Consider the following 23317-nt stretch of genomic DNA (forward strand, 5'->3'; position numbering starts at 1 on the left):
TTCCTTATCGTTTAAAGGTGACACTAACAGAACCAATGTGGTCAAATTCTGCGGTAAAAGTATCACCTTCTTCGATTTCTACCGCACTTGTCAATGCTCCGGACAGTACTATTTCCCCTGGCTTTAAAGAAACATCGTATTTCCCTAAGGAGTTTGCCAGCCATGCCACTGCCCTGAGCGGGTTACCCAGCACCGCGGCTCCGGCAGCCGTATCAAGCATTTCTCCGTTTTTATATACCACCATTCCAATATGTGTTAAATCGATTCCATCCAATTTTGTCGATTTTACTCCGATGACGGCACTTGCAGAAGAACCGTTATCCGCTACGGTATCTTCAAATTTAATCTTCCAATTTTCAATCCGGCTGTCGATGACTTCTATTGCCGGTACAATATAGTCGGTTGCCTCAATGACATCCATTATGGTGACATTGGGACCCTTTAACTCTTTTCTTAAAACAAAAGCGATCTCGCATTCTACTTTTGGCTGGATGTAGTTTTCTAACGAAATCGCATCTCCGTCAATAAACATCATGTCATTTAAAAGATGGCCGTAATCCGGCTGATTGACCCCAAACATATTTTGAATCGCTTTGCTGGTTGCACCTATTTTTTTGCCAACGATCTTTGCTCCGTTAGCAACTTTTTGACGGATAATTTGAAGCTGGGTATGGTAAGCATCATCTACCGTAATTCCTGGATAAGTGACGGTTAATGGTTCAATCACTTTCTTTGTTTTTTCCGCTTCAAGTAGCCTGCTTGCCGATTCCTGAACTAACATACTATTTCCCTCCTTTATGCTCAGACCTTGACTCCTTTTTTTGCAGCGAGTTCCATTGCTACGTCTAAAATCCAGTCTTCCTGTCCTGCAACGGCTTGGCGTCTTCCTAACTCCGCCATTATGTCTGATGGATTCACGTTAAATTTTTCTGCGGCATGCCTGACATGTAATAGGAAGCTGTTATACACCCCTGCATAGCCGCTCGATAAGTTGTCTCTGTCAAGAACGATGGGGGAAGGCATTAGCGGCGCTACCGCCTCTTCAGCCAAGTCGATTAAAATCGAAAGGTTGATTCCCGTTTCAAGCTCCATTTTATTGAGCACAGCGACCAATACTTCTGTCGGTGCGTTACCTGCTCCTGCCCCAAGTCCTCTTAATGTACCATCAATTTGATCGGCTCCTACTTCGAGTGCAGCCCAAGTGTTTCCAATAGCCAAGCCAAGATTATTATGGGCGTGATAACCCACCTCAATCGACAAAGCTTCTCTTAAAGCCGAAACTCTTTCCTTAACACCTGATGGAATCAAAGCACCTGCAGAATCCACGACATAAACACAATCTGCCCCGTAAGATTCCATTAATTTCGCCTGCTCAGCAAGCACTTTACCTGGCTGGGTGTGTGACATCATCAGAAACCCGACTGCTTCAATTCCCAATTCTTTCGCCAATCGAAAATACTGCTCCGTTACATCCGCTTCCGTACAATGGACCGCGATTCGAATCGTGCTAATGCCAATTTCTACTGCCTTTCGCAATTCTTCACTCGTTCCAATCCCTGGAACAAACAAAGAAGCAATTTTAGCCTGCTTTGCTGATTCCACTGCTGTTTTGATCAGGTCAAATTCCGAGTAACGCGAAAATCCCTGTTGGATCGTCGAACCGTTTAGCCCTGCCCCATGGCTGACCTCAATCACTGGGACGCCTGCTTGGTCAAGACCGGTGACAATCTTTTTAACGACTTCCGGAGTAAAACTATGACTTACAGCATGAGAACCATCCCTCAGGGTGGTATCTGTCAGTCTAGGTAATTTCATCGTGTTACCTCCTTAGATTCTAGTAAATGCTGCGCGTATAATTCGCCAACCTTCCGTGCCGAGGCCGTCATGATATCAAGGTTTCCAGCGTAGGTCGGGAAGAAGTCTCCTGAGCCTTCTACTTCATTCATGATTACGACAACCGGCAAGATTCCCCAAGGAGTCTCACGGTAATCAACAAAGGGTTCCCCTTTTAGACGATATCCGGGTACGTAACTAGAAACTTCTTTTATCATCGAGTGTACGGAATGCTTCACTGCCTCCATATCAAATTCATCCTCTTTGATAACGGCATAAACAGTATTTGTCATTGTAATCGGCGGCTCAGCTGAATTAAAGACCGGAATCGCACGAGCCATCCTTGCCCCGCCAATTTTAACCAGCGCATTCGCCGTAGTCCGTGTAAATTCATCCACATTTTGTCTCGTTCCTGGCCCGATTGCGAGGCTTGCAACCGTCGCAATGATTTCTGCATAATGGACAGGCACGATACGTGATACTGCATAGACTAGCGGAGTTGTCGCCTGGCCGGCGCAGGAAATCATATTGACATTTTTAGCTTCAATATGTTCCGCTAAATTTACTGGGGGTACTAAATACGGTCCCACAGCTGCAGGAGTCAAGTCGATTGCTATTTTTCCTTTGCTGCGTAATGCTTCGGCATTTTTCAAATGTGCTTTTGCGCTTGTTGCATCAAACACTATCTTGATTTCATCGTCCTCTAAAATGGCATTTATCCCTTTGTGGCTGGCACGAATCCCCATTCCCTGTGCTCTTAACAGTCCCTCCGATTTCGGGTCAATCCCGGACATTAAAGACAATTCTAAGTTCCCGTCATTTTTTATAATTTTGTACATCAAATCCGTGCCAATATTACCAGATCCTAAAATGGCTGCTTTTACCTTGGCCATTTCTCACACTTCCTTTCTTACCATTTTTTTATCCTTAGCCCTAGAAGGGAAGGTAACGTTTGTTACTTGTTATTTAGTCGTTTTTCTAACTGGACACCCCTTTCATTTCATCTGTGTATTCATGATAGCCTGAGTCCCATCATTCCAACAATGTAGTCGTCCCTCTATAGTGGACATTTTCAGAATTTTTTATATAATTCGAATTAGGAGGTGGAAAGAATGGAACAAGAAAATTTACTTTCTTCTGTTAGCAATGCCATCAAAATTTTGCGTGCCTTTAAAATGGACAGGCCGCAAAAAGGGGTGCGTGAGCTTGCTGGGGAATTAGGCATTGGCAAAAGCAGTGTGCAACGCATTTTAGCGACACTCGCATCTGAAGGATTAGTCCGGAAAAATGAAGAATCGAATAAATATGAATTGGGGTTATCCGTGCTGGAATTAAGCTCGATCGTATTAGGGCATATTGATCTCCATAATGAAGCCCTGCCCATCATTACCAAGGTCGCCAACACGTTTAAAGAAACCTCACATATTGCCATTTTAGATAATTTTGAAGTGGTGTATCTTTGCAAAGTGGAAAGTGAGGATTCCGTTAAGCTGGTTTCTCACTCCGGTCTACACAATTACCCTCACTGTACAAGCTCCGGAAAATTATTACTGGCTTATAGTGAGCCGTATTTTGTTGAAACGATTTTGAAAAATGAGTTGAAAAAATTCACTTCCAATACCATTCATGACCCAGAAGCTTTCCGGAAGGAGTTAAAGGCCATTCGACAAAAAGGATATTCGCTGAGTATCGGTGAATTACGCCCCGAGGTTCACTCTATTTCCGCACCGCTTCGGGATTATACTGGTAAAGTGATTGCGGCCATCAATGTAGTGGGACCTCGTTCCCGTCTTTCCAAACAAAGAATGGAATATATCGCCCGTGAACTGATCCACTTTGGTGAATTGATTTCGGAGCGGCTGGGGTACCGGAAACGATAGGTTTCTACATATCTAACACGATAATCTATTAAAACAAGAATTCCTTATAAAAAAGGTATAGAACCTTGATCATAAGGAATTTTTTGTTTGTATTATGATTTTGCTATTTCAGGAACCGTTACAGGCGTTCCGCGGACCCACCATGATTCAGGGAAAGCTGTACCAATCCATGTATCGCCATTACCCGGTACATCCTTCATATCCCAAATCACAGGTTTCCATGCCGGATCCAAAATGAGATATCCAGCATCTCCAAATAGCTCAACACGGTTACCCCCTGGTTCGTATACATACATACATAACGCCTGGCTGATTCCATGTTTATTTGGCGGAACTTCGACAAATACATCGTTTTCGCGGAAGAGATCAGCCACATCGTAAAGGTTTTGAGGAACACCATACCAGTAGCAAAGGTGATGAAGTTTGCCCTTCTGTTGATTAGGTTCTGGCATGAAGGCAATTTCATGTACAAGATTGGATACACTCATCCAGCTTCCGATTAGATTTCCGTTGTCCTCAATTCCTTCCCGTAAACGGAATCCGAGGGCATTTAGCATAAAGTCGGTGTTGGTGGCAGCATTTGATGTCATTAGATTTATATGATCAAGTCTCCGTACAGGGACACCACGGTCCGGTCTCTTCGTGGCCCGATTCAACAGTTTTGTTTTTTCGTTCTCCTTGCATTGATAATATTCTACATCGTATAGAAGTTCCATCGCATGGCCGTCAGGTGTCGTAAATTGATAGGCTGCACCATGACCAAGATCTCCTTCAATCCATCCCCGTCCAAGTCCTGTTGCCTTGACAGCCTCGACCCTCCTTTGAAGAGCCTGAGGTGAGATTGTGCGCCAGGCAGCATGACCAAGACCTGCTTCCTTTGATTCGGTTACTTTTAATGAATGATGATACGTCTCTTCATACGCTCTTAAATAAACCGATTGACCTGAACGTGCAGTCACGCTCATTCCTAACAACCTTGTAAAAAAGTCCACGGTTTCTTCAGGTTTCGGCGAAAAAATCTCGATATGGGCTAATTGAGCTACATCAAAATTAGGTTCTTCGATTAATCTCATTGTTTTTTCCTCCTAAAATCAAATTTTTGGATTATTACTCTTTTAAGAATAGGAAATAGTGGAAGCTCTATGAAGAAAATCATTTTAATGGATGTTTCACTCGTTGAGGTAATTTATAAAAACATACTTAAGTTCATGGAACCTAAAACAGTCTGATCAAGGAGAATAAGTCTTGAAACAAGCTTCCATTCTCCATTGTGCTTTCTTAAGATATCCTCCCGCTCACCGAACAGCTCTTCGGAAGTCCGGTATGAACCCCTGTTTCTCTTAAATAAAAAGTTGCTTTTTACGTGGAATTCCTGATAATTCTCGGTTTTGGTGCCTGGTTCGATTAAGATATTTGTAATAAAATGCCTTTGTCTTGGGCCAGAAAACTCTGCCCATGCGGAAGATGTATCCAAGCGCTTTATTCTTGTAACAAGCGACTGTTTTGTATCTTCAAAATATCTTGAATCATGGTCAATATTCGGTGTATCATGGCGACCTTCATTCGTAATCCGTGCTGGCATTTGATATACAAGATCATCACCCAAGAGGTCGAGCCAATCCTGATATTTCCGGTGGTCTAGTAAATACGCTTCCCGGTAAAGGAAATTGGTAATTTCCATCTGCACGCCTATACTTACCTGTGATTCTTCTATTCCAATTTCTGGACGCATTAGCGTACCTCCTGTCCAACTGGAATATCTTTCAAAAGCAGTTCCAACCATTTTTCATGCATACTTCTTGAGAGCGTATCAAGAAAACAAAGTGGATAAGCTGTTCCAGGACCTGGAAAATCATCGACCGCCTTGACACGGTCCAGTCCCATGAGGTAATTGAGCACGCTGTTATAGCTTAGCTCCTTATCCTGCGCCATCAATCCATTACTTGTCAGAGCAACGCGACTCCAGATTTCAGAATCATCCTGTTCAAAAATTCCTGAGGGACCAAAACTTGCTACAAAGGTTTTATATGATTTTTGTTTGTATTCCCGAGGTGCATCCTTATCAATTAAATGCCAGCTCCAGACCTCCACTTTATCAGGAGCTAAAGGTCTCCAAACTCTTAAATTTAAAAAGTTGTAGAACCCCTCATCAGAATCCAGAAGTGGAAAACTAAAACTTAAAAACCCTAGATTAGGATAAATTCCCCCCACAAAATAGCTATCCTTTAAAATTTCATTTTGTTCTTTAGTTAAATTTCTTTCGTACATTGGCCACATCGCTTCAGGCATTCCTTGGTATGGGAAAGGTGATTTTTCGGTTTCATCTAACTTAAGCACATTAATTCCATGACCATTCCCTAAAATGATTTGATTTCCATACCCTGGGAAGAACGGATCACTAGGAGCAATGCCCATTTCCTTTGCTGATTTATGAGTAAATTGAACGTGGTAGGGATCGGCCTCAAAATTTTCGGCCGTTACTTTCCAGTTCGTATCGACAACCCAGCGCTGCGGGGTACCTTGAACCTCCATTCCTTCATCACTTCTGCCTACAAGGATATCCATGTACCACTTCATATCACCAAGGTACTCATCCAAAGACTCCGCATTTGCATCTAGATTTCCAAAAATCATCCCTTGATAACTTTCCACCTTCGGGATTGGACGGAGATTCCAATCTTCCTTGTTCATTTCCTCACCATAAACTTTGTTGCCCACGGCCACTCCAACAAGGCTGCCCTCATTGTTAAATGTCCAGCCATGGTATGGACACGTGAATGTTTTTTGTTTTCCTGTGTCGACAGCACATAGTAAGGTTCCCCGATGGGTGCAAGAATTGAGAAAGGCGTTTATCTCTCCTGACTTAGTTTTTGTAACAAGTACGGGATCATTTGCCATCCATCTTGTAACAAAGCTTCCTGGCTCCGTTAATTCAGACTCGTGGGCCAAAAATTGCCATGTTTTTCCGAATACTTTTTCCATTTCCAAGTCATACATATCGCGATCTGCAAGAACCCATTGAGGCAATAATCCTTGTTTCATCTTTTCTTTTAATTTCATAAGAGTTTCTTTAGTGATCCTGCCACTCATCCAATAACCCTCCAGTTTAAGAGACTAAAAATAAATAACTAAAAAGAGAGTAAAACGCAACATACTGAAACCGTTTACAAATCTATTAAAGTAACACCCCTATTCTATAAAGTGATGTCAGGTAACAACTATAGGGTAATAGAATTTCGGTAATCATTAAATATCGATGTCCCTCTATAATGGACACAAATTGAATATTTTTTTCCATTTTTAAAAAGGAACCAGAAATCACTGTGTTGTTTACACCTTTCTTTTGGTTGTGAAATTTCATCTACCAACGAATCTCCAATTCTCCCAATGCTGCTAACGCCTCGAGTACCAGTAAAATATGATGACTATCAATCGGGTCACGTAGATCCTTTCCAATTACCGCCTCGATTTTCTGGATACGGTACAACAAGCCACTCATGGATAAAGACAGCTCTTTCATTGTTTGCTCAAGCTTTCCCCCGTTATATAAAAATACATATAACGTTTTTAATAGCTCCAGATTTTTGGGATCCTTGTTTTTATAAAAGTCCTTCAGCAGCTGCTGACCCATCATTTGAACAGCACTTACATTATTTTGATTAATTAAGATTCCAACTATTCCAAGAGATTCAAATAGTAATGCTTTCTTTTTGGTTACCATTCTAACAGCGATCAAGGCCTGTTCGTAGTATTTGAATGCTTTTTCAATATGTTCACCTTTGCTGCTGATACCTATTTTTAAGTCTATACACTCAAAACTTCTATTCATATAATCTATAAGATTCTCTGCTACACGTTGAATATCAATAGCCTTTGACGTGGTTTCAGTAATAAGTAATACAATTTTCCCTTGCTTTTGTACGGCTAAAACGGTAAGATTTTGTTCTTTAAAAAAGGAAAAGGTGGTTTCAAGGAGCTTCTCGTGGAGGCCTAATTCATGATCAATAGAAATTTTAGTTGTTTTAACCTCAAGTACACCGATATAAAACTTTTTGCCAAGATCAATATTCATAAATCTTCCGCGTTTTAAGATCTCGGCGCGAGAGGGATATTGATTATGCAGCAATTGTTCTAAAAAGTTCCCTTTCATCCTTTCGAATGACTCAAACTTCGTTTTTTCATTCAGTAATAGGAGAGAGGCCGCATTGGCTATTCTTTCCAGCAACATATAATCATTTTCAACATCGATAGTGTTCTTTTCTGGATAAACAAAAGTACAATATCCCAAAATGTTTTTCCTCACGATAATTGGCTCGACTAAACCATGATGTTGTTGGAATGTCACTAATTTTTTACTGTGAGATGATTTTTCAGGGGATTTCCAGTTCCCTGACCGGAAAATTTCAGCTTGCTGCAGCCATTGCTTTTTTTCCTCATTAATCTCAAAAAATGTAGCCTCCGACATGCCGGAATAGACAAATGTATGAAAACTCGCATCGTCAATAATGATGGGAATTCCGGTTATATCCGCGGCAGCATCTGCGATGATTTGCAAATCACAACCATTCGTTACTGCCTCTGTTAATTGTTTATGAAGATTTGCGACCTTATAAATATAGTTTCGCTGCTCTAGTAGCTGCTGATACGTATATTTGTAATCTTTGATAATGGTAGATTCTGAGTAATATTGATACTCCTCTGAAATTTCATCTCCCCATTCCTCCAGCGGCTTAAACGACCACCTGCAAACAGGATGTCCCATTGCAATACAGGAAGTTTCTTTAGCAATGATCGTTTTTCCACAGATCGTAGACATAAAACCAGTAACGTATCCTCTAAGGGTGTAGCAAATGGGGGAATCTGATTTTCCAAACCGATTCAAATGTTCCAATCCCTCAAAGGACCCTTCCCATGTTCCTTGTCCATATGCCGATAGGACCTCATCATCCTGACCAAGGTCTACTTCAATGGAATAGTGAACCCCCTTGGCATGCCCATATTTAGAGTGGAAATCCGGCCCCTGCTTTAACACTTCTTCCAGAGAGGTAAAACCTAGTGATAAGGCATTCTTTGCACCTTTGACCCCTAGTTCAAATCCATAGCGAAGGAGAAATCCTTTTACCCGGTCTATCCCAATATTTTTAATTAATTCCTCTCTTAGTAATGCAAAGGCAGTTACAGAGCTCAATATTCTAGCATTTTCTTCAAGGCTTTTGACCTTATCACTAATAACCATGTTCAATGCTATCACCTCATTATTGCGGATCTGGTTTAGGATATTAATCAGAAAATTCTTTTTATAATAAAATAGTATCTCATCTGTTGTTCCTTTTGCCAGAAGTAATTTTTAAAAATGAAAGGATATAACGGGGATCAAACGATATCCCATTTGTTAATCCCAAAGAGGCAATAGTTAAAATGATATTTACTCCTCTGTTTAAGCCATTTGATTTTTACTGTCGTGCCTGTTAACGTTTTCAGGTCTGATGGTGATAGTATTTCAAGATGCTTACTGCCATTATGACTCTCCGTCAAGCACGAAATACCCTGATAAACCATTTCCCCAGTCTCCACTTCCACTTCATAAATTCCTGGTGCTGGAAGCATAAATCTATCATAAGGTGTAATTTCGATAGAACGTTCTGTTCTGATAGAGGAAATTCTTCCAAACGTTTCATAATAATCACCTAAAACAGGTGGAATCAAACTTACCTCACCATTCCGTAATAGATCTCGTATCAAAGTCGAGCTTATCTTCTTATTTTTCCAACTGATTTTAGGTACAACCGATACATCTAACAGCCCCCTACTGTCTTGAACCATCGTATCCATGGTGCCCTGCCCCCGGTAACCATATGTAAAATCGAAGCCCGCAACTACATGAACCGCTCCCAGTCCAATCAGGTATTGCTTCACAAAAGACTGTGGATCTAACTTTGCAAATTCCAAATCGAAATGGATGACATAGAGACAATCAATGCTTAACTGAGCGATCAATTCCTTCTTTCGATCAAAAGGGATAAGGTAATCCACTTTTTCTGTTCCATTACTGATTATCTCTTTTGGGTGTGGAAAAAAGGTCAAAACGGCACTTTTTACTTTACGTTCGCTCGCGATTTGCTTAGCAGTATCAATGACCGTACGATGGCCGATATGAACACCATCAAAAAAGCCAACTGCAAGCACACACGGTTCCACCTCTTTAGAGGCTGCTTCGGAGCAGTGGGTCAGATAAACCGTCTTCAATCCGTTCACTCCCTGCTGTAGCTTTTAACTGTTCACTCTTTCTTTTAACTCATGGTATTGTCCTTGGAAAAATAGCAGTGGTTCTCCTTCTTCCATGCGTAGATCCGTTACTTCACCGATTAACAAGCTATGATCTCCGGCAGTATGTTCGGCAACCAGGTTACAAGTAACCGCCCCAATTGTGTTTTCTAAAATCGGCAGCCGATCCATAGTAGCAAATGGAATGAGAATATCATCATTTTTTTGGCCGGCAAACACAGCAGAAAGCTGTTGCTGATCAGACGATAATATATTGACAGCATAGCGTTTCGATTCCCGGATGCGCTGCAGCATTTTCGCTTTATGCCCCACTGAGATGACAACTAATTTCGGGTTAAGGGAAACGGACATAAAGGCATTCGCAGTCATTCCGTAGGCATTGCCATCCAACTCAGTGGTAATAATGGTTACACCTGTTGCAAATTTTCCCATTGTGTTACGAAATTGACGATCATCCATACAAACACTTCCTTTTGGGAGCGCCTTGGTAACCAAGGCGCATACCCGATTTTATTTTCCTGCTTTTTTTAGCAGATAGCTTACATCAGTTGGATTAATGAGATCAGGGACTGTCCATCCCGAAAGATTGTATTCAGACATACATTGCTCTGCGAAGCCCTTCATTTCATCGACCAAGCCAGTGCCTGCTGCGTGGAATAAGGCTTCCATTCGGATATTCTCATGGTTTCCTGCGTAGTTTCGCTCATATAGTTCATGGCGTCCTCCGAATTCAGAACCCATTGCATCCCAGAGTAGTTTCATTAGCTTCATCTTGTCAATTGCTGCATATCCATTGGAACCGCGGTAATATTTATCCAATAACGGCCTTAACTCCGGATTTTGGAAATCCAGTGCACTTGAATTGACATAAATTAACCCGCCTGCAACGGTCTGCTCAATAATTTCTTTAATTCTTGGATAGGCAACCGTTGCAAAGACACGATAAGATGAGGCATAATACATATTCGGCTGCACAATGCCTCCCGGCCATGTTTCAGGATTCCTGGCCATCGCATCTGTTAATCCCCAGAATAGATTTCTCCATGCAATCACTTCACCTACTTGTGCTTGAACACCTCGGAAATCCTTCGCCCCTGTTGACTCAACTGCTTTTAACAGCAAGCCTGCGATAAAATCAAGTTTCACAGCCAATCGAGTACAGCCATGGAACGTAAAGCGCGGCACCCACCCAGATAATGGGACAAAACTATTGGCCTTATCGATGTCACCATATAGGAGAACATTTTCCCAAGGGATCAGGGCTTTATCAAAAATGAGGACAGAATCGTTTTCGTCTAAACGACTGGAGAGCGGATAATCAAAAGGTGTCCCCATTACTTCAGCTTGCATAGCGTAAGACGGTCGGCTGATCAGCTTAATCCCTGGATTATCCATTGGGACAATCGCAAATAACGTGAATTCTTTTTTGGCTTTGATCGGCAGCGGGCCATATTGGAAAATGAAGTTGGAATGTGAAAGGGCCGAACCAGTGGCCACCATTTTGGCACCGCTTACAATTAGTCCCGCATCGGTTTCTTTCTCCACGTGAACAAACACATCACTCACTTCATCTGGCGGCAGATGACGGTCGACTGGCGGATTTAGACCCGCATGGTTTAAAAATAAACAATTTTCCTGAATTTCTTTATACCAGCGTCTCGCGTTACCGCTGTATTCTCCCCAAAAATTGTCATTCGCCCCTAACGCTACCTGAAAGCTTGCTTTATAATCAGGCGTTCTTCCCATCCATCCATAGGTTTTACGGGACCATGCGGCAATCGCATCTCTACTCGCCACTAGATCATCGACAGAGTGCGGGATTTTGTAAAAATGATGGGTTTTCCCACCGTTCCCTGTGTCTGTTTCAGTCAATAGCGCAGCAGCTTCTTTCTCGTTATGCAAAGAGTCATAAAGACGGGCAATCATTCTTGCAGAATTTCTAAATGCAGGGTGTGATGTTACATCTTTTACTTTCTCACCATACAGCCATACTTCTCGTGATTGATTACGAATACTCTCCAAATACTCTTCACCTGTAAATGGTTTAGTTGCCATAATTTTTTCCAAGCCCTTTCCTCCTTTGAATTAAAATTGTAAAAAATCGGTTCCTCCGAAATTGAACGGGGAATAGATAGTTTTTAGGTAAATATTAGATGTAAGACTAGTTGTATAAATTTTCTGAATTTACTTTAAACTCATTTTAATGAAAAGATGGGTTCACTTTCTACAACAAAATCTACTCAACTTTTTAAATATTTTAGAAAAAAATTTACTAATCTAACTCACCTATGAAGAAAGCCGACTGTTAATTGCAGCCGGCTTTCTTCCTTCTCTTAAAGTTTAACAATAATATTATCTTTTATTTCATGGTTTCCGATTGCTCCAAAATGAAATGTATTTGAATCTGGCCAGTAAGCAAGCCTTAAAAGAAGCCCCATAGTTCTAAAAATACCGGATGTCCTTCGAAACTCTTCTTATTAATAGATTATCATAATCTTCTATTTTTAGTTGAAACCATTAATTTAGGAATTTTCTGTTGAAGATTTATTCATCGTTCATCCTACTTCTTGATTACTTTTTATTTGAGCATAAACTTTTTGGTAGGAAGCTGCTTCCTTTACCATTCCTTTATGTTGATACATTCGGCTGATTTTCTGTACAGGAGTTGGATCCTGTGGTTGAAGTTCCATTTCCCAGAAAAAGCAATCAATGGCTTTATCAAATTGTTTAAACTCTGCATAATAATCCCCCAATTCCATCATCTGATCAGGGTCCTCTAATATTGCCAGCATATGATTCATTTTTCTTATTACGGCTGAATGAGGGAGTATTTTTTGTATCGGTAAAAGTTTTTCATATACGGCTTTGAGATCATACTCTTCAAGCAGGATAACGGCGAGCTGAAACACTTTTTGTTCCAAGTGTTTAACAGAATCTTCGTGGATCAGATGCTGACTCATAAAAATGAAATCGTCCAGGTGCTTTCCTACAAAACTTGCATTCAAATTCCCCCATAATTCATTCAGTATATGATCATAGGAAGCCGGGAGATCATGGATGAAATTCAATAAATATAAGGCTGCCGTCTCAAAACGCTCTTCTTGAATCATTTTTTCAATAATGGACTTGGCCTCAGGCAAAACTTGATACGGATTGATATTTAGCTCTCCCAGTATTACTATCCATTCTTTCATCGTAATAAACTTTAGTGCCATACCTGTATATTTTTCAACAGAGTCAGCTTTTGGATCTTCCAACCAGAGCAATAACTCCAGTAAAGAATCTTGTTTTCTACATATATCTTCTAAAAAATGACGTATATCTGGATTTGATCTATTTTGGAAGCAATGTCTTTCGACAAAAAGGGGATCCCTTTTATGGATGGAAGGTAAGCTCGAGGATTTGTAAAAATCATTGTAAGAATTGAATTCTTGTAAATTTAGACGTTCTTTTGCAGATTTTAGAGTAGGGACAAAATCATGTAAAATTTGAAGGATCTGAAATGACTTCATAAAATTTCCGCTTCTTCGATAGTGAAAAAAGATCTTGTCAATCATTTTCACAAGCTCTTCCTTATCAAAAAATGAGTCAAGTGTTGTGGCAATATAGGCTATTTCCTGTAAAGAATAACGAATTTGAAGTTGAGTGAAGAGTTTATTTTTATTTGGAATGGAAACGGAATGATTGGGGATTATTGCTTTTAATATTGGATGTGGAGATTCAATCACAATACCTTCATGAAATGCTTTATTAATAAATGATCCTTCTTCCACCTTATCTAGTTTATCTCCAAAAATTAGGGAATTTTTGTAGTATATTAAATAAAAACTTTCGTTACCTGCTGTTAAAACTTCGATCACATTAGTTCTTGCAAACACCGCAGCTCGGATAACATTACCTTTTACTATATTCTTTTTATCTTTTATGGAAATTTCAGCCGGTCTTATAAGCTCTTTATACATTCAAACTCAACCTCCTTGGATAATGTTTTTCATGATTTTCTAGCTTTTGTAGTTAATTATATCATATGTTTAGAAAAACCGTGGGACGGTTCTGGTGGTTTTTAGCTATGAAAATGGCGAACAGTGACTGACACTGTTCGCCATTTAATTCCTTTTGGATCTTAATTATTTGATTAACTATTTTACTTATTAAGAAGAGCTAAAAAGGAACAAATAGTTAAGATTCCATTATCAAAGTTTTCTAGGTTAAAGTGTTCGTTTGGAGCATGGAGATTTTCGTCTGGCAAACCGAATCCCATTAAGACAACAGGCGCATGTAGGGAATGGCTGAAATTCGATACAATTGGAATCGAACCACCTTCTCTTTTGAAAACAGGTGCTTTCCCATATACGGTTTCATATGCTTCTGCCGCTTTTTGAATCATCGGACTATCGATAGGTGTTAAAAACGGATTTCCCGTATCTTGCAGGGTCACATTCACCGTGCATCCTTTTGGTGCATGTTCTTCGAGGTGCTTTTTAATTAATTCCTGAATTTTTACCGGGTTTTGATTATGGACGAGACGGCAGGTAATTTTCGCATGAGCCTCGTTCGGGATTACTGTTTTTGTCCCTTCTCCCTGAAATCCTCCCCATAACCCATTTATTTCTAATGTTGGACGTGAATTGATTCTTTCAGAATAAGGAAAATCGTTAGTTTCTCCTCCCGTTAATTCCGTTAACCCTAATGTTTGTTTTAGCTTATCTTCATTGAAACCTAATGCTTTAATTTGTTCCTTTTCAAATTCGGTGAGTTCCACTACATCATCATAGAAATGTTCAACCTTTACTTTTCCGTTTTCGTCATGAAGTGTGGAAAGAAGCTGTACCAATAGATGGTTGGCATTTTGAACTCCACCGCCATACATGCCGGAATGCAGATCAGAGTTAGCGGTTTTTAGTGAAAATTCTAATGCACAAAGTCCTCTTAAAGAATAGGTAATCGCAGGTACACCCCTGTCCCACATATCTGAATCAGAAATGACAACTACATCACAGGCTAATTTCTCTTTGTTTTCGGCTAAAAATGGTGGAAGATGAGGACTTCCGATTTCTTCTTCCCCTTCTATACAAAATTTAACGTTTACTGGTAATTTACCTTCTGATTTTAATAGTGTTTCCACTGCTTTTATATGTAAGAATGTTTGCCCCTTGTCGTCAGTTGCCCCTCTTGCATATATCTTTTGATCACGAATCGTCGGTTCAAATGGAGGCGTTTCCCATAGGTGAACAGGATCAACGGGCTGCACGTCATAATGCCCGTATACTAAGACGGTTGGAGCATTTTCTTGATGAAGCCAATCGGCATACACAATTGGATGACCTTTTGTCTGGATGATTTCAACGTGTTCCATTCCAATGGATTCTAGTTTTTTGGCAATCCAAGACGCTGCTTTTTGAATATCCTCTTTATGCTCGGATAAGGAGCTAATGCTTGGAATTCTTAATAAATCTTTTAATTCCTCGACATTTTGAGTATGTTCCTTGGATACTAATTCTGATAATTGATTCATGTTCTCACCTTTTCTCGTTTGTTTTCAATTGGATTGACTTTAGATGTTATGTATTCTTTGGTCTCTTTTAGTTTGAACAAAAACCATTAATATTTCCAGTAATAAATTAAATATTTTCCCTGATATTGCTTTCGTTGAACACCGCAGGAACCTTTTATTTTCTCTTATTATTTAGATAAACTCCAATTAAAATAAGAGACGCATTTAAGGTTACAGATGATAAACTAAACTGTTTTCGAGTTTTGCTCTTTATCTTTACGATTTTTATACTAGGATTCGTTTGAGCTGCGGATTCTTGTTTTTGATTAAGTGTTTTGTAATGTGCTTCCTTAAAAAGTAAGTTGTCATACCTCTTTCTGTTTTCAACATTTTTAAGAACTTCATATGCTTCTCTCACTCTTTTAAACTGTTCAGCATTCCCTTTTACTTTATCTGGATGAACTTCCTTTACCTTTTTTCGATAAGCTTCTTTAATCTCAAAAAATGTTGCATCATAGGGTACATCTAAAATAAGATAGTAATTACCAATGGATCCCATGATTTTCACCCTCTTTCGGTTTAAATAGCTTTATCTTCCGTTTTAATCCTTTCAAAATAATATTCTAGTTTTATATTAAAAAGACCAAAGGGACGGTTCTGGTGGTTTTTTAAACATGAAAATGGCGAACAGTGCCAGTCACTGTTCGCCAACATATAAAAGAGCTTCTGATACATAAAAAAATATGGGGATAGGAGAACTCAATTTATGGTAATAAGGAAACCAAACGATTCGGAATATAAAAAGATTTTATCACTTTCGCCACAAGCATTATTCGCTGGTACTTTAGGCGAGGCAAAACCGTCAGATGAAAAAGTCAAACAACTTATTGAACCATTATTGCAGAAAGGAAGCTATTATTTAATAGCAACAGAGGGCGATAATCTAATGGGTTGGATTCTTATAGGAACAAGTAAAGATCATTTGACTGAAAAGATATATGGATTTATTTATGAATTGTTTGTGTTAGAAGAATTTAGAGGGAATGGAATTTCAAAACGTTTAATGGAGACTAGTATCGAACATCTTAAACAAGATGGATTTTCAGAGGTTCGTTTAAGCGTATACGCAGGAAATCAAGCCATTAAACTGTATGAAAAATTAGGATTCAAAAATAGAACTATTACAATGAGTATGCCTATTTAATAATCTTTATTAAATCTATTGCTCTGTTAAAACTAAATGTTGATTTCACAGTGTATGAAAAATAAAGGGAAAAATCCCCCTTAAATTGGGAAATACCCCTATTTCCTTAAAAATAAGGGGAGTTTTTCCCTTTATATGATTTAAATCGTTGGATTTTGCTTGTTTTAGATGAATTAAGGGGAATTTCTCCCCTTATTTCGACTTTTGAAGCTTGCCATTAATACATTTGAAGCTTGCCATTAATACAATAGAGGGAATTTCTCCCCTTATTTCTGATCCTTAAGCCCCTTCTTTAGACTATAACCGGAAATTCTCCGCTTAAGAATTCTCATAGCCACACGAAAATCAACAATGAATGATGGCGAACAGTGACAGCCACTGTTCGCCATACGGCCGTTTTTAATCTACAAAAACACCCCAACCATCGGAATAACCGCCATATGGTTTACTTAAATTATCTAATTCCTTTTGGATCTTAATTATTTGATTATAATTTAATACCATTTTTTTAGAACAACTACATGCCCACTCATCCGTTTCGTCGTCTTGTTCTAAGAAACAATTGTAGCCTTCTCCTTTAAGTACTTGCGATAATTTTTCACCGGTGGCTTGATCCGGAACTGCTACAAAAAATTCAATAGATTGGGGTTTCTTAAAATTCACTCCATCTTTATATAGACTTTGTAAAGCTTCTCCATCAGGATCATTTGGGAATTTCATTTGTTTTTCCTCCATATTCTAGTACATACATTGGTGTCATTATAATTCAAATATATCTGTTTTCCTAATTTATTTTTCAAATAGAGGTTGAATCCTTAAGTAGAATAGATGTTTCTCGTTCCTGTTTAGTAATTAAAAAAGTTGCTTACTTATATGCGTAAGCAACTTTTCTATTGGTATGTACTTTAGTCAAGAAAGAACATCGTTGCATTAAATCGGTCTTTTCGGTATGGGTCATAAAATCCATCTGTAATGGTCCAATCAGAAAAGTCTTCTTTTTTAAATAATTTATGTTCATCTCTATGAGATCGCATTGGGAGTTCACCAATCAAAACCGCTTTTTTTGCTACGCGTTGTAATTCGCTAATAGCTTGTTGGACGTATTCGTCGGAATCGAAGTACAAAAATACACCATAACAAATGACTTTATCAAAGCTATTATCCTTAAAAATAAGATCATTCGCTTCTCCAACCAGGACGGAATTACCTAGGAATTCAATGTGCCGTTGAACAAGTGTAGGCGAATAGTCAATTCCTACATAATCACAATTTAAATGTTGTGCTAAAGCGCCTGCACCACAGCCCACCTCAAGAACCTTATCGGTTGGTTTGATATCAAGAGCTTTAACGATTTCCGCCGCTACTTCATGCATATTAACTTGTGTAGCTTCGTACCCATTATATGCAAGCAAATTTTCTTGTGAGCCGAATACTTTCCCTTTTCTCGTCCAGATTTCCTTCCATGTTTCTTGTGGTTGGTTCATGTTGATTTCCTCCTTTTTTGAACAAACCTTAAGATAGTTTAGTTTTTCAATATTAATAGAAAAAAACTACAAACCTAGGATTTACACTTCATAATATATTCAATTATTGAATTTGTTTTTATTATAATGTCTGGATGAAAAGTCAAGAATATATATTTCCTATACAACCTTTTTAACACCTGTTTAAATAGTGACCACAATTTTGTTCCATATGATACTGTCCATCTAATAGGTTCAATTTAAGGCGAACAGTGACTGTCACTGTTCGCCTTACAGAGCTCTTCTGTAATTCCTTATCTCCTGATGATTTCGACTGATTTTTCTAATTACATCTTTTAATTCGTTTCCCCTCTTAAAAACTCCTTCTAAGAGTTTAGTTGTATGATAACATGCCTTCACATCAAGCAACTCTTCTTCTGTATGCTCATTCTTATATCCGGCCGACAGATTTACGCTTTGAATGCCATGCTCAGCCCAAATTCTAGTATCACTGCTTCCCCCCATAGTGGCAGTCCAGCCACTTAGTCTCTCTTCCACTGCTACTTTCTCGAAAAAGGCACCATAGTCTTGATGGCAAAATGGGAAAATCCCCCCACATGAAGTCACAATGTCTCCATTTCCGCGTCGGTCAACCACAATCGCTGCATCCGTTCCCCAAAGGAAATAGTCATCCACTTGTCTAGCGCCAACTAAACCACACTCCTCCTCAACAGAAAAGATTATTTTTACCTTGCCGCTTAAAGAAGAGTGGTAAAGATGTTCCGCTAGATGAAGGATGATCGCAACACCCGCTCGGTCATCTGCTCCTAGGATTCCTTTACTGCTGAACCATATCGTGCCATTCTTTAAAATCTTTCGGTCTTCCTCCAACTCATATACGGTATCAAGATGAGCATTCAACAAAATCGTTGGTCCATGCCCACCGCGATAGGTTTTTTCAGCCAATACATTTCCTGCCCGGTCCACAGTGATATGATCAACAAATGGGGTTAACTTATCAATCACAAATTCTCTCACTTTTTCTTCGCTCCCACTTACGCCTTGAATTGTTAGTAATTTCTCAAGCTGTTTATAAAATAATTGTTCTTTTATAAAATCTTCCCCCTCGCAAGCCAGCTTTCATGAACCTGGCTTAATTTGTCAGCTAAATCAAGGAGCTCAATTTTAGAAAGCAGTAACTTCATATGAAAATAATTGCGGTATTCCCGCCAATTAAAATGGGTCATTTGCAGGGCACCAAACAGTTCTATCAACATTTCCATGTTACAATCCTTTGTCAGCATCACAGTTGCGGGTCTTTTTCCGTGTCCATCGCATGATCCTTTCGTATAGAAACCGAGGAGATTCAATTGTCGTACTACGCCACTAATATATACATCTAGCTCCTGAACCTTTGGAGACTCTTCCCCAGGGCGAAACCATAACCCTTCCCCTTTTCCACGATGTGGAAATTGGATGCACTCTATCCATTCCTTCTCCTCCATTTCCTTTTCTAATAGGATCAACCTGTTTTGATTGAAGATATATGGAATATTCGCCTTCTCAAGGCACTCAAATAGAAATTGAAGATTCCCTACTGTTTCATTTTTACAATTAAATTGGTTTCCTTCCTCTTCAAGCAATAACCACCCATGTCGATTAAATAATTGATTCCAAGTTTTCATTGAATCATCTCCCTTTCGTTTCTAGACACATTATCTCAAAATTGCAGTGACACCCCTGTCACATACTAGAGTGGCAGGAGACCTCAGGGATCAATAGAAGAGTCAAGGGCAGAAAAAAAGGTCACCATTTTATGATGACCTGAGAGAACCTCGTTCCTCCCGCATTCCATTCCACACGTTGAAGGTTCTCTGATAAACTGACAAACAAACCTCAAAATCAACATCATACTCTTTAATAACAGGTAACTGGCTGAGTATTGTAGAACCGTCGAAAACAGATATCATGATTTTGGATTCGCTTGAAAGTTCACGACATCGTGCGCGCATTTCAATTAACTGTTTGGTGTTGAGTTCATTGTATAGTTCTACATAGTTTTTTTGTTTATTAGAAAAATAGGAATCCTTCATTTTACATAGAGCTTTATCCTTCAAAATATATATTCCAACCATTAACAAGGCATCCTCTAGCATGTGTTCGATTGTTGGTATCCATGTGATCTGATTGTCACCAGTATCACCTGCCTTCTGTAACATCCATGCGGCCCTCCCATTTTCGGATAAATAAAGTGTATGGGTTACTCCATAAATTCCTCCATCATATGGATGTACATGACCAACAAGCAGCTGAGCTGTAAATGTACCCATCCAAACCCCTCCTTATTGTTTAATCTCAAATTTATCATTCAATTCATTCACCAGCTTTTGATAATAGCTGTCACTTACAAATCCTTTTGCCCCTCGGAGAATTTCCGTTACATAGTGCATTGGAGGGGCCACTTCTTTTGTTTTATCAATGACTAAAAACGTTAATACATTCCTATATAGTTTTTCATCCATCACGACATCTATAAATGCTGGACGATATATATGAGTCGATACACCTTCTCTTCAGTACAAGTAGGATAAGGCGCCACTCGAAATGTGATAAATTTTTCCTTCCGTATTCTCATTGGATTCAATTAGATCCGCCCTGCCGCCATCACGAGCTTTTCGCGTATACGCTAAGGAATAATTCATCGCCGTCCCACAACCTAGCACTCTTTCAAACTGGTGGTTCACACCTGCTAGCTTAAAACGCTCATAATCCATGCATGACCCGTAAGCAAAATATAGTAAATCATTCTGTTGTAAATAACGATGGCACTTCCAATCACCGAACGTAATTTTGTCTGATTTACCCATGCGTTTGGAAGAAGGATAGGTATAAACATACGCTTCGGCGGTATCAAAATCTGTATGCACCACCTGTGTCATTCGCTCATATAGATTGTTCTTTCCTTCCCGTTCATATCCTTCTAATCTATCTAGTCTTTCAAGCTGCTGGGGTGTGACTTCATATAATTCACCATATACTCTGTTGTGCGTACTTTTAACCATTGCTGGATAGCCGAACCCTGTGTCATATAGGGTTCCATATGTCCAGCATTGGCGGCTCACGCACCTTGCTTCTTTTAGTAAATAATGATTGGATTCATGCTGTCGCAATGTCCCGTAAACAAACACTCGGTGTACTTTATTCATTCGTACCAGCTCCTTTTTACCCTTTAGTCACTTTGATTATAGTGGAGTCATTGTGACACAAGTGTCACTACCTTATTTTATGAGATGAATTCTTCAATATATCATCTCCATTGATCGTCTGATACCTAAAGTATAAAGGGACGGCTGTGACACACCTGTCACAACAAAAAAAGCCTCTGGATTAATCCAGAAGCAGGTCTGTACTTACATCACGGTTGTGCTTGAACATGCGGTATGGATAAAAAGAGGTCCAGCGGTAACCACCGTCAATTGTTTCAATAAATGAGTTTAGTGGTGCTAGAGGTTCCAATCGATTCCGTAATCTGGCTATATTGCGCCTTAATGTAGCGTGCGGGTCCCTAGATTGTCGGTACCTTCTTTGTATAATATCTTCATTCCGAACTCCCTCAGGGTGACGCATTAGGTACTCTAGTAGAGGCACTTGTGTGGCTGGTATTGAAATTTCTCTTCCGTTTAAGGATAAGGTAACATCGTTCATACTGCGTTGATTTAAAATGAGGTATTGTTTATTTTCAAAGGGGTCAGAAAGCTTGTCATACTCCCGTTCACTAATCTCGCTAAATTCTACCCCATTTACAATCATTTGATAAGGCTTTTCCTCTGCACGACCACTCTCTTTCATTTCTTTTAATAAATGCTTCATTTCCCCAAACAGCTCCAAATCCTTAGTAGGAATTTGCTTAATCCTCTCAAGACTTTCATTTAAAATACTTTGAGTCGCTTTTACTAAGTAATAATGTGCTTTCATTTCTTGTTCCTTCTCAAGCTGATTTCGGCTCTGCCTTGGGTGGCAATTCAGTGAGTGTTGAAACGAATCAATCGATTTTGCCCAATGTTTCTTATAAAAATAAAGAAATCCTAAACGGTAATAGGCCCTTGCATTTTCAGGAACGATTTTTACCACTTGACTAAATCTCACGATTGCTTTTTCATAGGAGTGTTTACGAAGCTTCAAATCTTCCCCTTGTTTTATTAACAAATAGGCAAGCGTTTCTTTATATCGAATTTCTTTCGGATTCACTCTCGAAAGATTTCTAAAAATCGCTTCCCCTTCATTAATCCAGCCTAGGTCCGTTTCATCCTCTTTTTCCCACCAAGCATCTTCCAGTTCTAGCAGTTTTTCTTCTGAAAGGGTTGACATTCTAATCATATTTATCCCTCCTCACTCATATTTTTCTTATTTGTTCAAACAGCTTTTGCAATACACCCACGAATTCCCTCGCAGATTTGTAATATGCTTTTCTAGTTCTGATAGGTTGGTTGAACAGATTTTAGAAAAGGTTGTTGTTCGTTTTCCTTCATCCTGTTTTCTATATAGAATTCTGCAGCTGGCACTATGAACTTTGTTCATCTCTCGGCTACCTTGCCCACCTCCAAAATAATTGAACACAAAACCTTGATTATGGGTAATGAGCCATCTTTCATATTCGCTATCATTATTTGAAAAAGTCATGGTCAATCCTGATAAGGAATTTGTTATATTGCTAATAGGGTGTGAATCAGTAGTCTTTTTTTGTTTTTTTGTTTCATCAACCATCTTAGGTTCTTTAAATTCTGGTAACTCATAATTCCAATCGTCATATATTTGTTTGAGCCATCCTTCTAAGAAAAAGGCCAGTTTTAAAATCCTCTTTGCTTCATTAATGGATCCATAATTCGGTTCATGAACAGCCTTAATCCCTGTTACTCTTATTATCAAGCATTTGAAATAATTCAGGTGTATAGATCATTCCACTTTGGTTGTAGAAAATCAAAATTACTTTTCATCAAAACACCACCATAATTTTGCTAAAGCTTTCATTCATTCCACTAAACTATTTCTTCCAAAAAAGCAATAATCCTCTAAAAATAAATTGTCCATTTAAAAAGCTATCCAAAAATAAGGATAGCTTAAAAATAATTTATTGTTTACATAACATTATTATTTTTAT

The 23317-nt window shown here is 39.1% G+C and carries 23 protein-coding genes and 1 pseudogene; 2 read left to right on the forward strand and 22 right to left on the reverse strand.

What is annotated here, in order from left to right:
- Positions 1-4: 4 nt before the first annotated feature.
- Genes AA0X95_RS16770 through AA0X95_RS16780 form a run of 3 tightly spaced genes read right to left on the reverse strand, consistent with a single transcriptional unit; the run spans position 5 to position 2726 of the window.
- Positions 5-781, reverse strand: coding sequence for a 2-keto-4-pentenoate hydratase (locus tag AA0X95_RS16770; RefSeq protein WP_413299763.1), 777 nt, complete (start codon positions 779-781; stop codon positions 5-7).
- A gap of 20 nt (positions 782-801) precedes the next feature.
- Positions 802-1815, reverse strand: a complete 1014-nt coding sequence (gene dmpG, locus AA0X95_RS16775; RefSeq protein ID WP_413299765.1) for a 4-hydroxy-2-oxovalerate aldolase — start codon at positions 1813-1815, stop codon at positions 802-804.
- Entirely contained in the window at positions 1812-2726 is a 915-nt protein-coding gene (locus AA0X95_RS16780; RefSeq protein WP_413299767.1) for an acetaldehyde dehydrogenase (acetylating), read from the reverse strand. Before AA0X95_RS16780 ends, dmpG begins: the two co-directional genes overlap by 4 nt.
- Before the next feature lie 219 nt (positions 2727-2945).
- On the opposite strand from AA0X95_RS16780, the gene AA0X95_RS16785 reads away from it, so the two are divergent.
- Complete coding sequence (locus tag AA0X95_RS16785) at positions 2946-3713, forward strand: IclR family transcriptional regulator (protein WP_413299769.1); 768 nt, start codon at positions 2946-2948, stop codon at positions 3711-3713.
- 92 nt (positions 3714-3805) lie between these two features.
- On the opposite strand, the gene AA0X95_RS16790 is transcribed toward AA0X95_RS16785, so the two are convergent.
- The 10 genes from AA0X95_RS16790 to AA0X95_RS16835 form a co-directional block, all read right to left on the reverse strand.
- On the reverse strand, positions 3806-4786 hold the full coding sequence (locus AA0X95_RS16790) for a catechol 2,3-dioxygenase (protein ID WP_413299771.1): 981 nt from the start codon (positions 4784-4786) through the stop codon (positions 3806-3808).
- A 113-nt stretch (positions 4787-4899) separates the two neighbouring features.
- A complete protein-coding gene (locus AA0X95_RS16795; protein ID WP_413299773.1) occupies positions 4900-5445 on the reverse strand; it encodes a 3-phenylpropionate/cinnamic acid dioxygenase subunit beta in 546 nt (181 codons plus the stop codon).
- Positions 5445-6803: an aromatic ring-hydroxylating oxygenase subunit alpha gene (locus tag AA0X95_RS16800; RefSeq protein WP_413299775.1), complete on the reverse strand. Its 1359-nt coding sequence runs from the start codon at positions 6801-6803 to the stop codon at positions 5445-5447. Before AA0X95_RS16800 ends, AA0X95_RS16795 begins: the two co-directional genes overlap by 1 nt.
- 271 nt (positions 6804-7074) lie before the next feature.
- Positions 7075-8949: a XylR N-terminal domain-containing protein gene (locus AA0X95_RS16805; RefSeq protein WP_413310082.1), complete on the reverse strand. Its 1875-nt coding sequence runs from the start codon at positions 8947-8949 to the stop codon at positions 7075-7077.
- 137 nt (positions 8950-9086) lie between these two features.
- Positions 9087-9959, reverse strand: coding sequence for a hypothetical protein (locus AA0X95_RS16810; RefSeq protein WP_413299777.1), 873 nt, complete (start codon positions 9957-9959; stop codon positions 9087-9089).
- A gap of 24 nt (positions 9960-9983) precedes the next feature.
- Entirely contained in the window at positions 9984-10457 is a 474-nt protein-coding gene (locus tag AA0X95_RS16815) for a flavin reductase family protein (protein ID WP_413299779.1), read from the reverse strand.
- 51 nt (positions 10458-10508) lie between these two features.
- Entirely contained in the window at positions 10509-12065 is a 1557-nt protein-coding gene (locus AA0X95_RS16820) for a 4-hydroxyphenylacetate 3-hydroxylase N-terminal domain-containing protein (RefSeq protein WP_413299781.1), read from the reverse strand.
- 488 nt (positions 12066-12553) lie between these two features.
- Positions 12554-13960 (reverse strand): tetratricopeptide repeat protein, encoded by a 1407-nt coding sequence (locus tag AA0X95_RS16825; protein ID WP_413299783.1) that lies wholly within the window; start codon positions 13958-13960, stop codon positions 12554-12556.
- 182 nt (positions 13961-14142) lie between these two features.
- A complete protein-coding gene (locus AA0X95_RS16830) occupies positions 14143-15513 on the reverse strand; it encodes a dipeptidase (RefSeq protein ID WP_413299785.1) in 1371 nt (456 codons plus the stop codon).
- A 154-nt stretch (positions 15514-15667) separates the two neighbouring features.
- On the reverse strand, positions 15668-16051 hold the full coding sequence (locus AA0X95_RS16835; RefSeq protein WP_413299787.1) for a J domain-containing protein: 384 nt from the start codon (positions 16049-16051) through the stop codon (positions 15668-15670).
- A 207-nt stretch (positions 16052-16258) separates the two neighbouring features.
- On the opposite strand from AA0X95_RS16835, the gene AA0X95_RS16840 reads away from it, so the two are divergent.
- Positions 16259-16696, forward strand: coding sequence for an N-acetyltransferase family protein (locus AA0X95_RS16840; RefSeq protein WP_413299789.1), 438 nt, complete (start codon positions 16259-16261; stop codon positions 16694-16696).
- A gap of 399 nt (positions 16697-17095) precedes the next feature.
- Here AA0X95_RS16840 and AA0X95_RS16845 read toward each other — a convergent pair whose 3' ends face one another.
- The 9 genes and pseudogenes from AA0X95_RS16845 to AA0X95_RS16885 all read right to left on the reverse strand — a co-directional run bounded on the left by AA0X95_RS16845 (position 17096) and on the right by AA0X95_RS16885 (position 23085).
- Positions 17096-17416 (reverse strand): ribonuclease E inhibitor RraB, encoded by a 321-nt coding sequence (locus AA0X95_RS16845; RefSeq protein WP_413299791.1) that lies wholly within the window; start codon positions 17414-17416, stop codon positions 17096-17098.
- A 185-nt stretch (positions 17417-17601) separates the two neighbouring features.
- On the reverse strand, positions 17602-18180 hold the full coding sequence (locus AA0X95_RS16850) for a class I SAM-dependent methyltransferase (protein ID WP_413299793.1): 579 nt from the start codon (positions 18178-18180) through the stop codon (positions 17602-17604).
- A 270-nt stretch (positions 18181-18450) separates the two neighbouring features.
- A complete protein-coding gene (locus tag AA0X95_RS16855) occupies positions 18451-19197 on the reverse strand; it encodes a M20/M25/M40 family metallo-hydrolase (RefSeq protein WP_413299795.1) in 747 nt (248 codons plus the stop codon).
- 71 nt (positions 19198-19268) lie between these two features.
- Positions 19269-19844, reverse strand: a complete 576-nt coding sequence (locus AA0X95_RS16860) for a hypothetical protein (RefSeq protein WP_413299797.1) — start codon at positions 19842-19844, stop codon at positions 19269-19271.
- Positions 19845-19973: 129 nt separating this feature from the next.
- Positions 19974-20489, reverse strand: coding sequence for a hypothetical protein (locus AA0X95_RS16865; RefSeq protein WP_413299799.1), 516 nt, complete (start codon positions 20487-20489; stop codon positions 19974-19976).
- 12 nt (positions 20490-20501) lie between these two features.
- Positions 20502-20720, reverse strand: a pseudogene (locus tag AA0X95_RS16870) (hypothetical protein); the annotation flags it as partial.
- Between the two features lie 12 nt (positions 20721-20732).
- Entirely contained in the window at positions 20733-21365 is a 633-nt protein-coding gene (locus AA0X95_RS16875) for a gamma-glutamylcyclotransferase (protein ID WP_413299801.1), read from the reverse strand.
- A 181-nt stretch (positions 21366-21546) separates the two neighbouring features.
- Complete coding sequence (locus AA0X95_RS16880; protein ID WP_413299803.1) at positions 21547-22536, reverse strand: winged helix-turn-helix domain-containing protein; 990 nt, start codon at positions 22534-22536, stop codon at positions 21547-21549.
- A gap of 27 nt (positions 22537-22563) precedes the next feature.
- Positions 22564-23085 carry a hypothetical protein gene (locus tag AA0X95_RS16885; protein ID WP_413299805.1) on the reverse strand — a complete coding sequence of 174 codons (522 nt, stop codon included), beginning with the start codon at positions 23083-23085 and terminating at the stop codon, positions 22564-22566.
- Positions 23086-23317: the final 232 nt, after the last annotated feature.

It is taken from the genome of Neobacillus phoenicis, assembly GCF_047302305.1.
GTDB lineage: Bacteria > Bacillota > Bacilli > Bacillales > Cytobacillaceae > Neobacillus.

Bases quoted from the DNA above. Each gene is read 5' to 3' on its own strand.
- AA0X95_RS16845 (WP_413299791.1), bottom strand. From the start codon at position 17,416: ATGAAATTCCCAAATGATCCTGATGGAGAAGCTTTACAAAGTCTATAT.
- AA0X95_RS16805 (WP_413310082.1), bottom strand. From the start codon at position 8,949: ATGGTTATTAGTGATAAGGTCAAAAGCCTTGAAGAAAATGCTAGAATA.
- AA0X95_RS16830 (WP_413299785.1), bottom strand. From the start codon at position 15,513: ATGAATCAATTATCAGAATTAGTATCCAAGGAACATACTCAAAATGTC.
- AA0X95_RS16785 (WP_413299769.1), top strand. From the start codon at position 2,946: ATGGAACAAGAAAATTTACTTTCTTCTGTTAGCAATGCCATCAAAATT.
- AA0X95_RS16850 (WP_413299793.1), bottom strand. From the start codon at position 18,180: ATGAACCAACCACAAGAAACATGGAAGGAAATCTGGACGAGAAAAGGG.
- AA0X95_RS16875 (WP_413299801.1), bottom strand. From the start codon at position 21,365: ATGAATAAAGTACACCGAGTGTTTGTTTACGGGACATTGCGACAGCAT.
- AA0X95_RS16880 (WP_413299803.1), bottom strand. From the start codon at position 22,536: ATGATTAGAATGTCAACCCTTTCAGAAGAAAAACTGCTAGAACTGGAA.
- AA0X95_RS16865 (WP_413299799.1), bottom strand. From the start codon at position 20,489: ATGGGTACATTTACAGCTCAGCTGCTTGTTGGTCATGTACATCCATAT.
- AA0X95_RS16780 (WP_413299767.1), bottom strand. From the start codon at position 2,726: ATGGCCAAGGTAAAAGCAGCCATTTTAGGATCTGGTAATATTGGCACG.
- AA0X95_RS16770 (WP_413299763.1), bottom strand. From the start codon at position 781: ATGTTAGTTCAGGAATCGGCAAGCAGGCTACTTGAAGCGGAAAAAACA.
- AA0X95_RS16800 (WP_413299775.1), bottom strand. From the start codon at position 6,803: ATGAGTGGCAGGATCACTAAAGAAACTCTTATGAAATTAAAAGAAAAG.
- AA0X95_RS16815 (WP_413299779.1), bottom strand. From the start codon at position 10,457: ATGGATGATCGTCAATTTCGTAACACAATGGGAAAATTTGCAACAGGT.
- AA0X95_RS16860 (WP_413299797.1), bottom strand. From the start codon at position 19,844: ATGAAAACTTGGAATCAATTATTTAATCGACATGGGTGGTTATTGCTT.
- AA0X95_RS16790 (WP_413299771.1), bottom strand. From the start codon at position 4,786: ATGAGATTAATCGAAGAACCTAATTTTGATGTAGCTCAATTAGCCCAT.
- AA0X95_RS16795 (WP_413299773.1), bottom strand. From the start codon at position 5,445: ATGCGTCCAGAAATTGGAATAGAAGAATCACAGGTAAGTATAGGCGTG.
- dmpG (WP_413299765.1), bottom strand. From the start codon at position 1,815: ATGAAATTACCTAGACTGACAGATACCACCCTGAGGGATGGTTCTCAT.
- AA0X95_RS16825 (WP_413299783.1), bottom strand. From the start codon at position 13,960: ATGTATAAAGAGCTTATAAGACCGGCTGAAATTTCCATAAAAGATAAA.
- AA0X95_RS16840 (WP_413299789.1), top strand. From the start codon at position 16,259: ATGGTAATAAGGAAACCAAACGATTCGGAATATAAAAAGATTTTATCA.
- AA0X95_RS16835 (WP_413299787.1), bottom strand. From the start codon at position 16,051: ATGGGATCCATTGGTAATTACTATCTTATTTTAGATGTACCCTATGAT.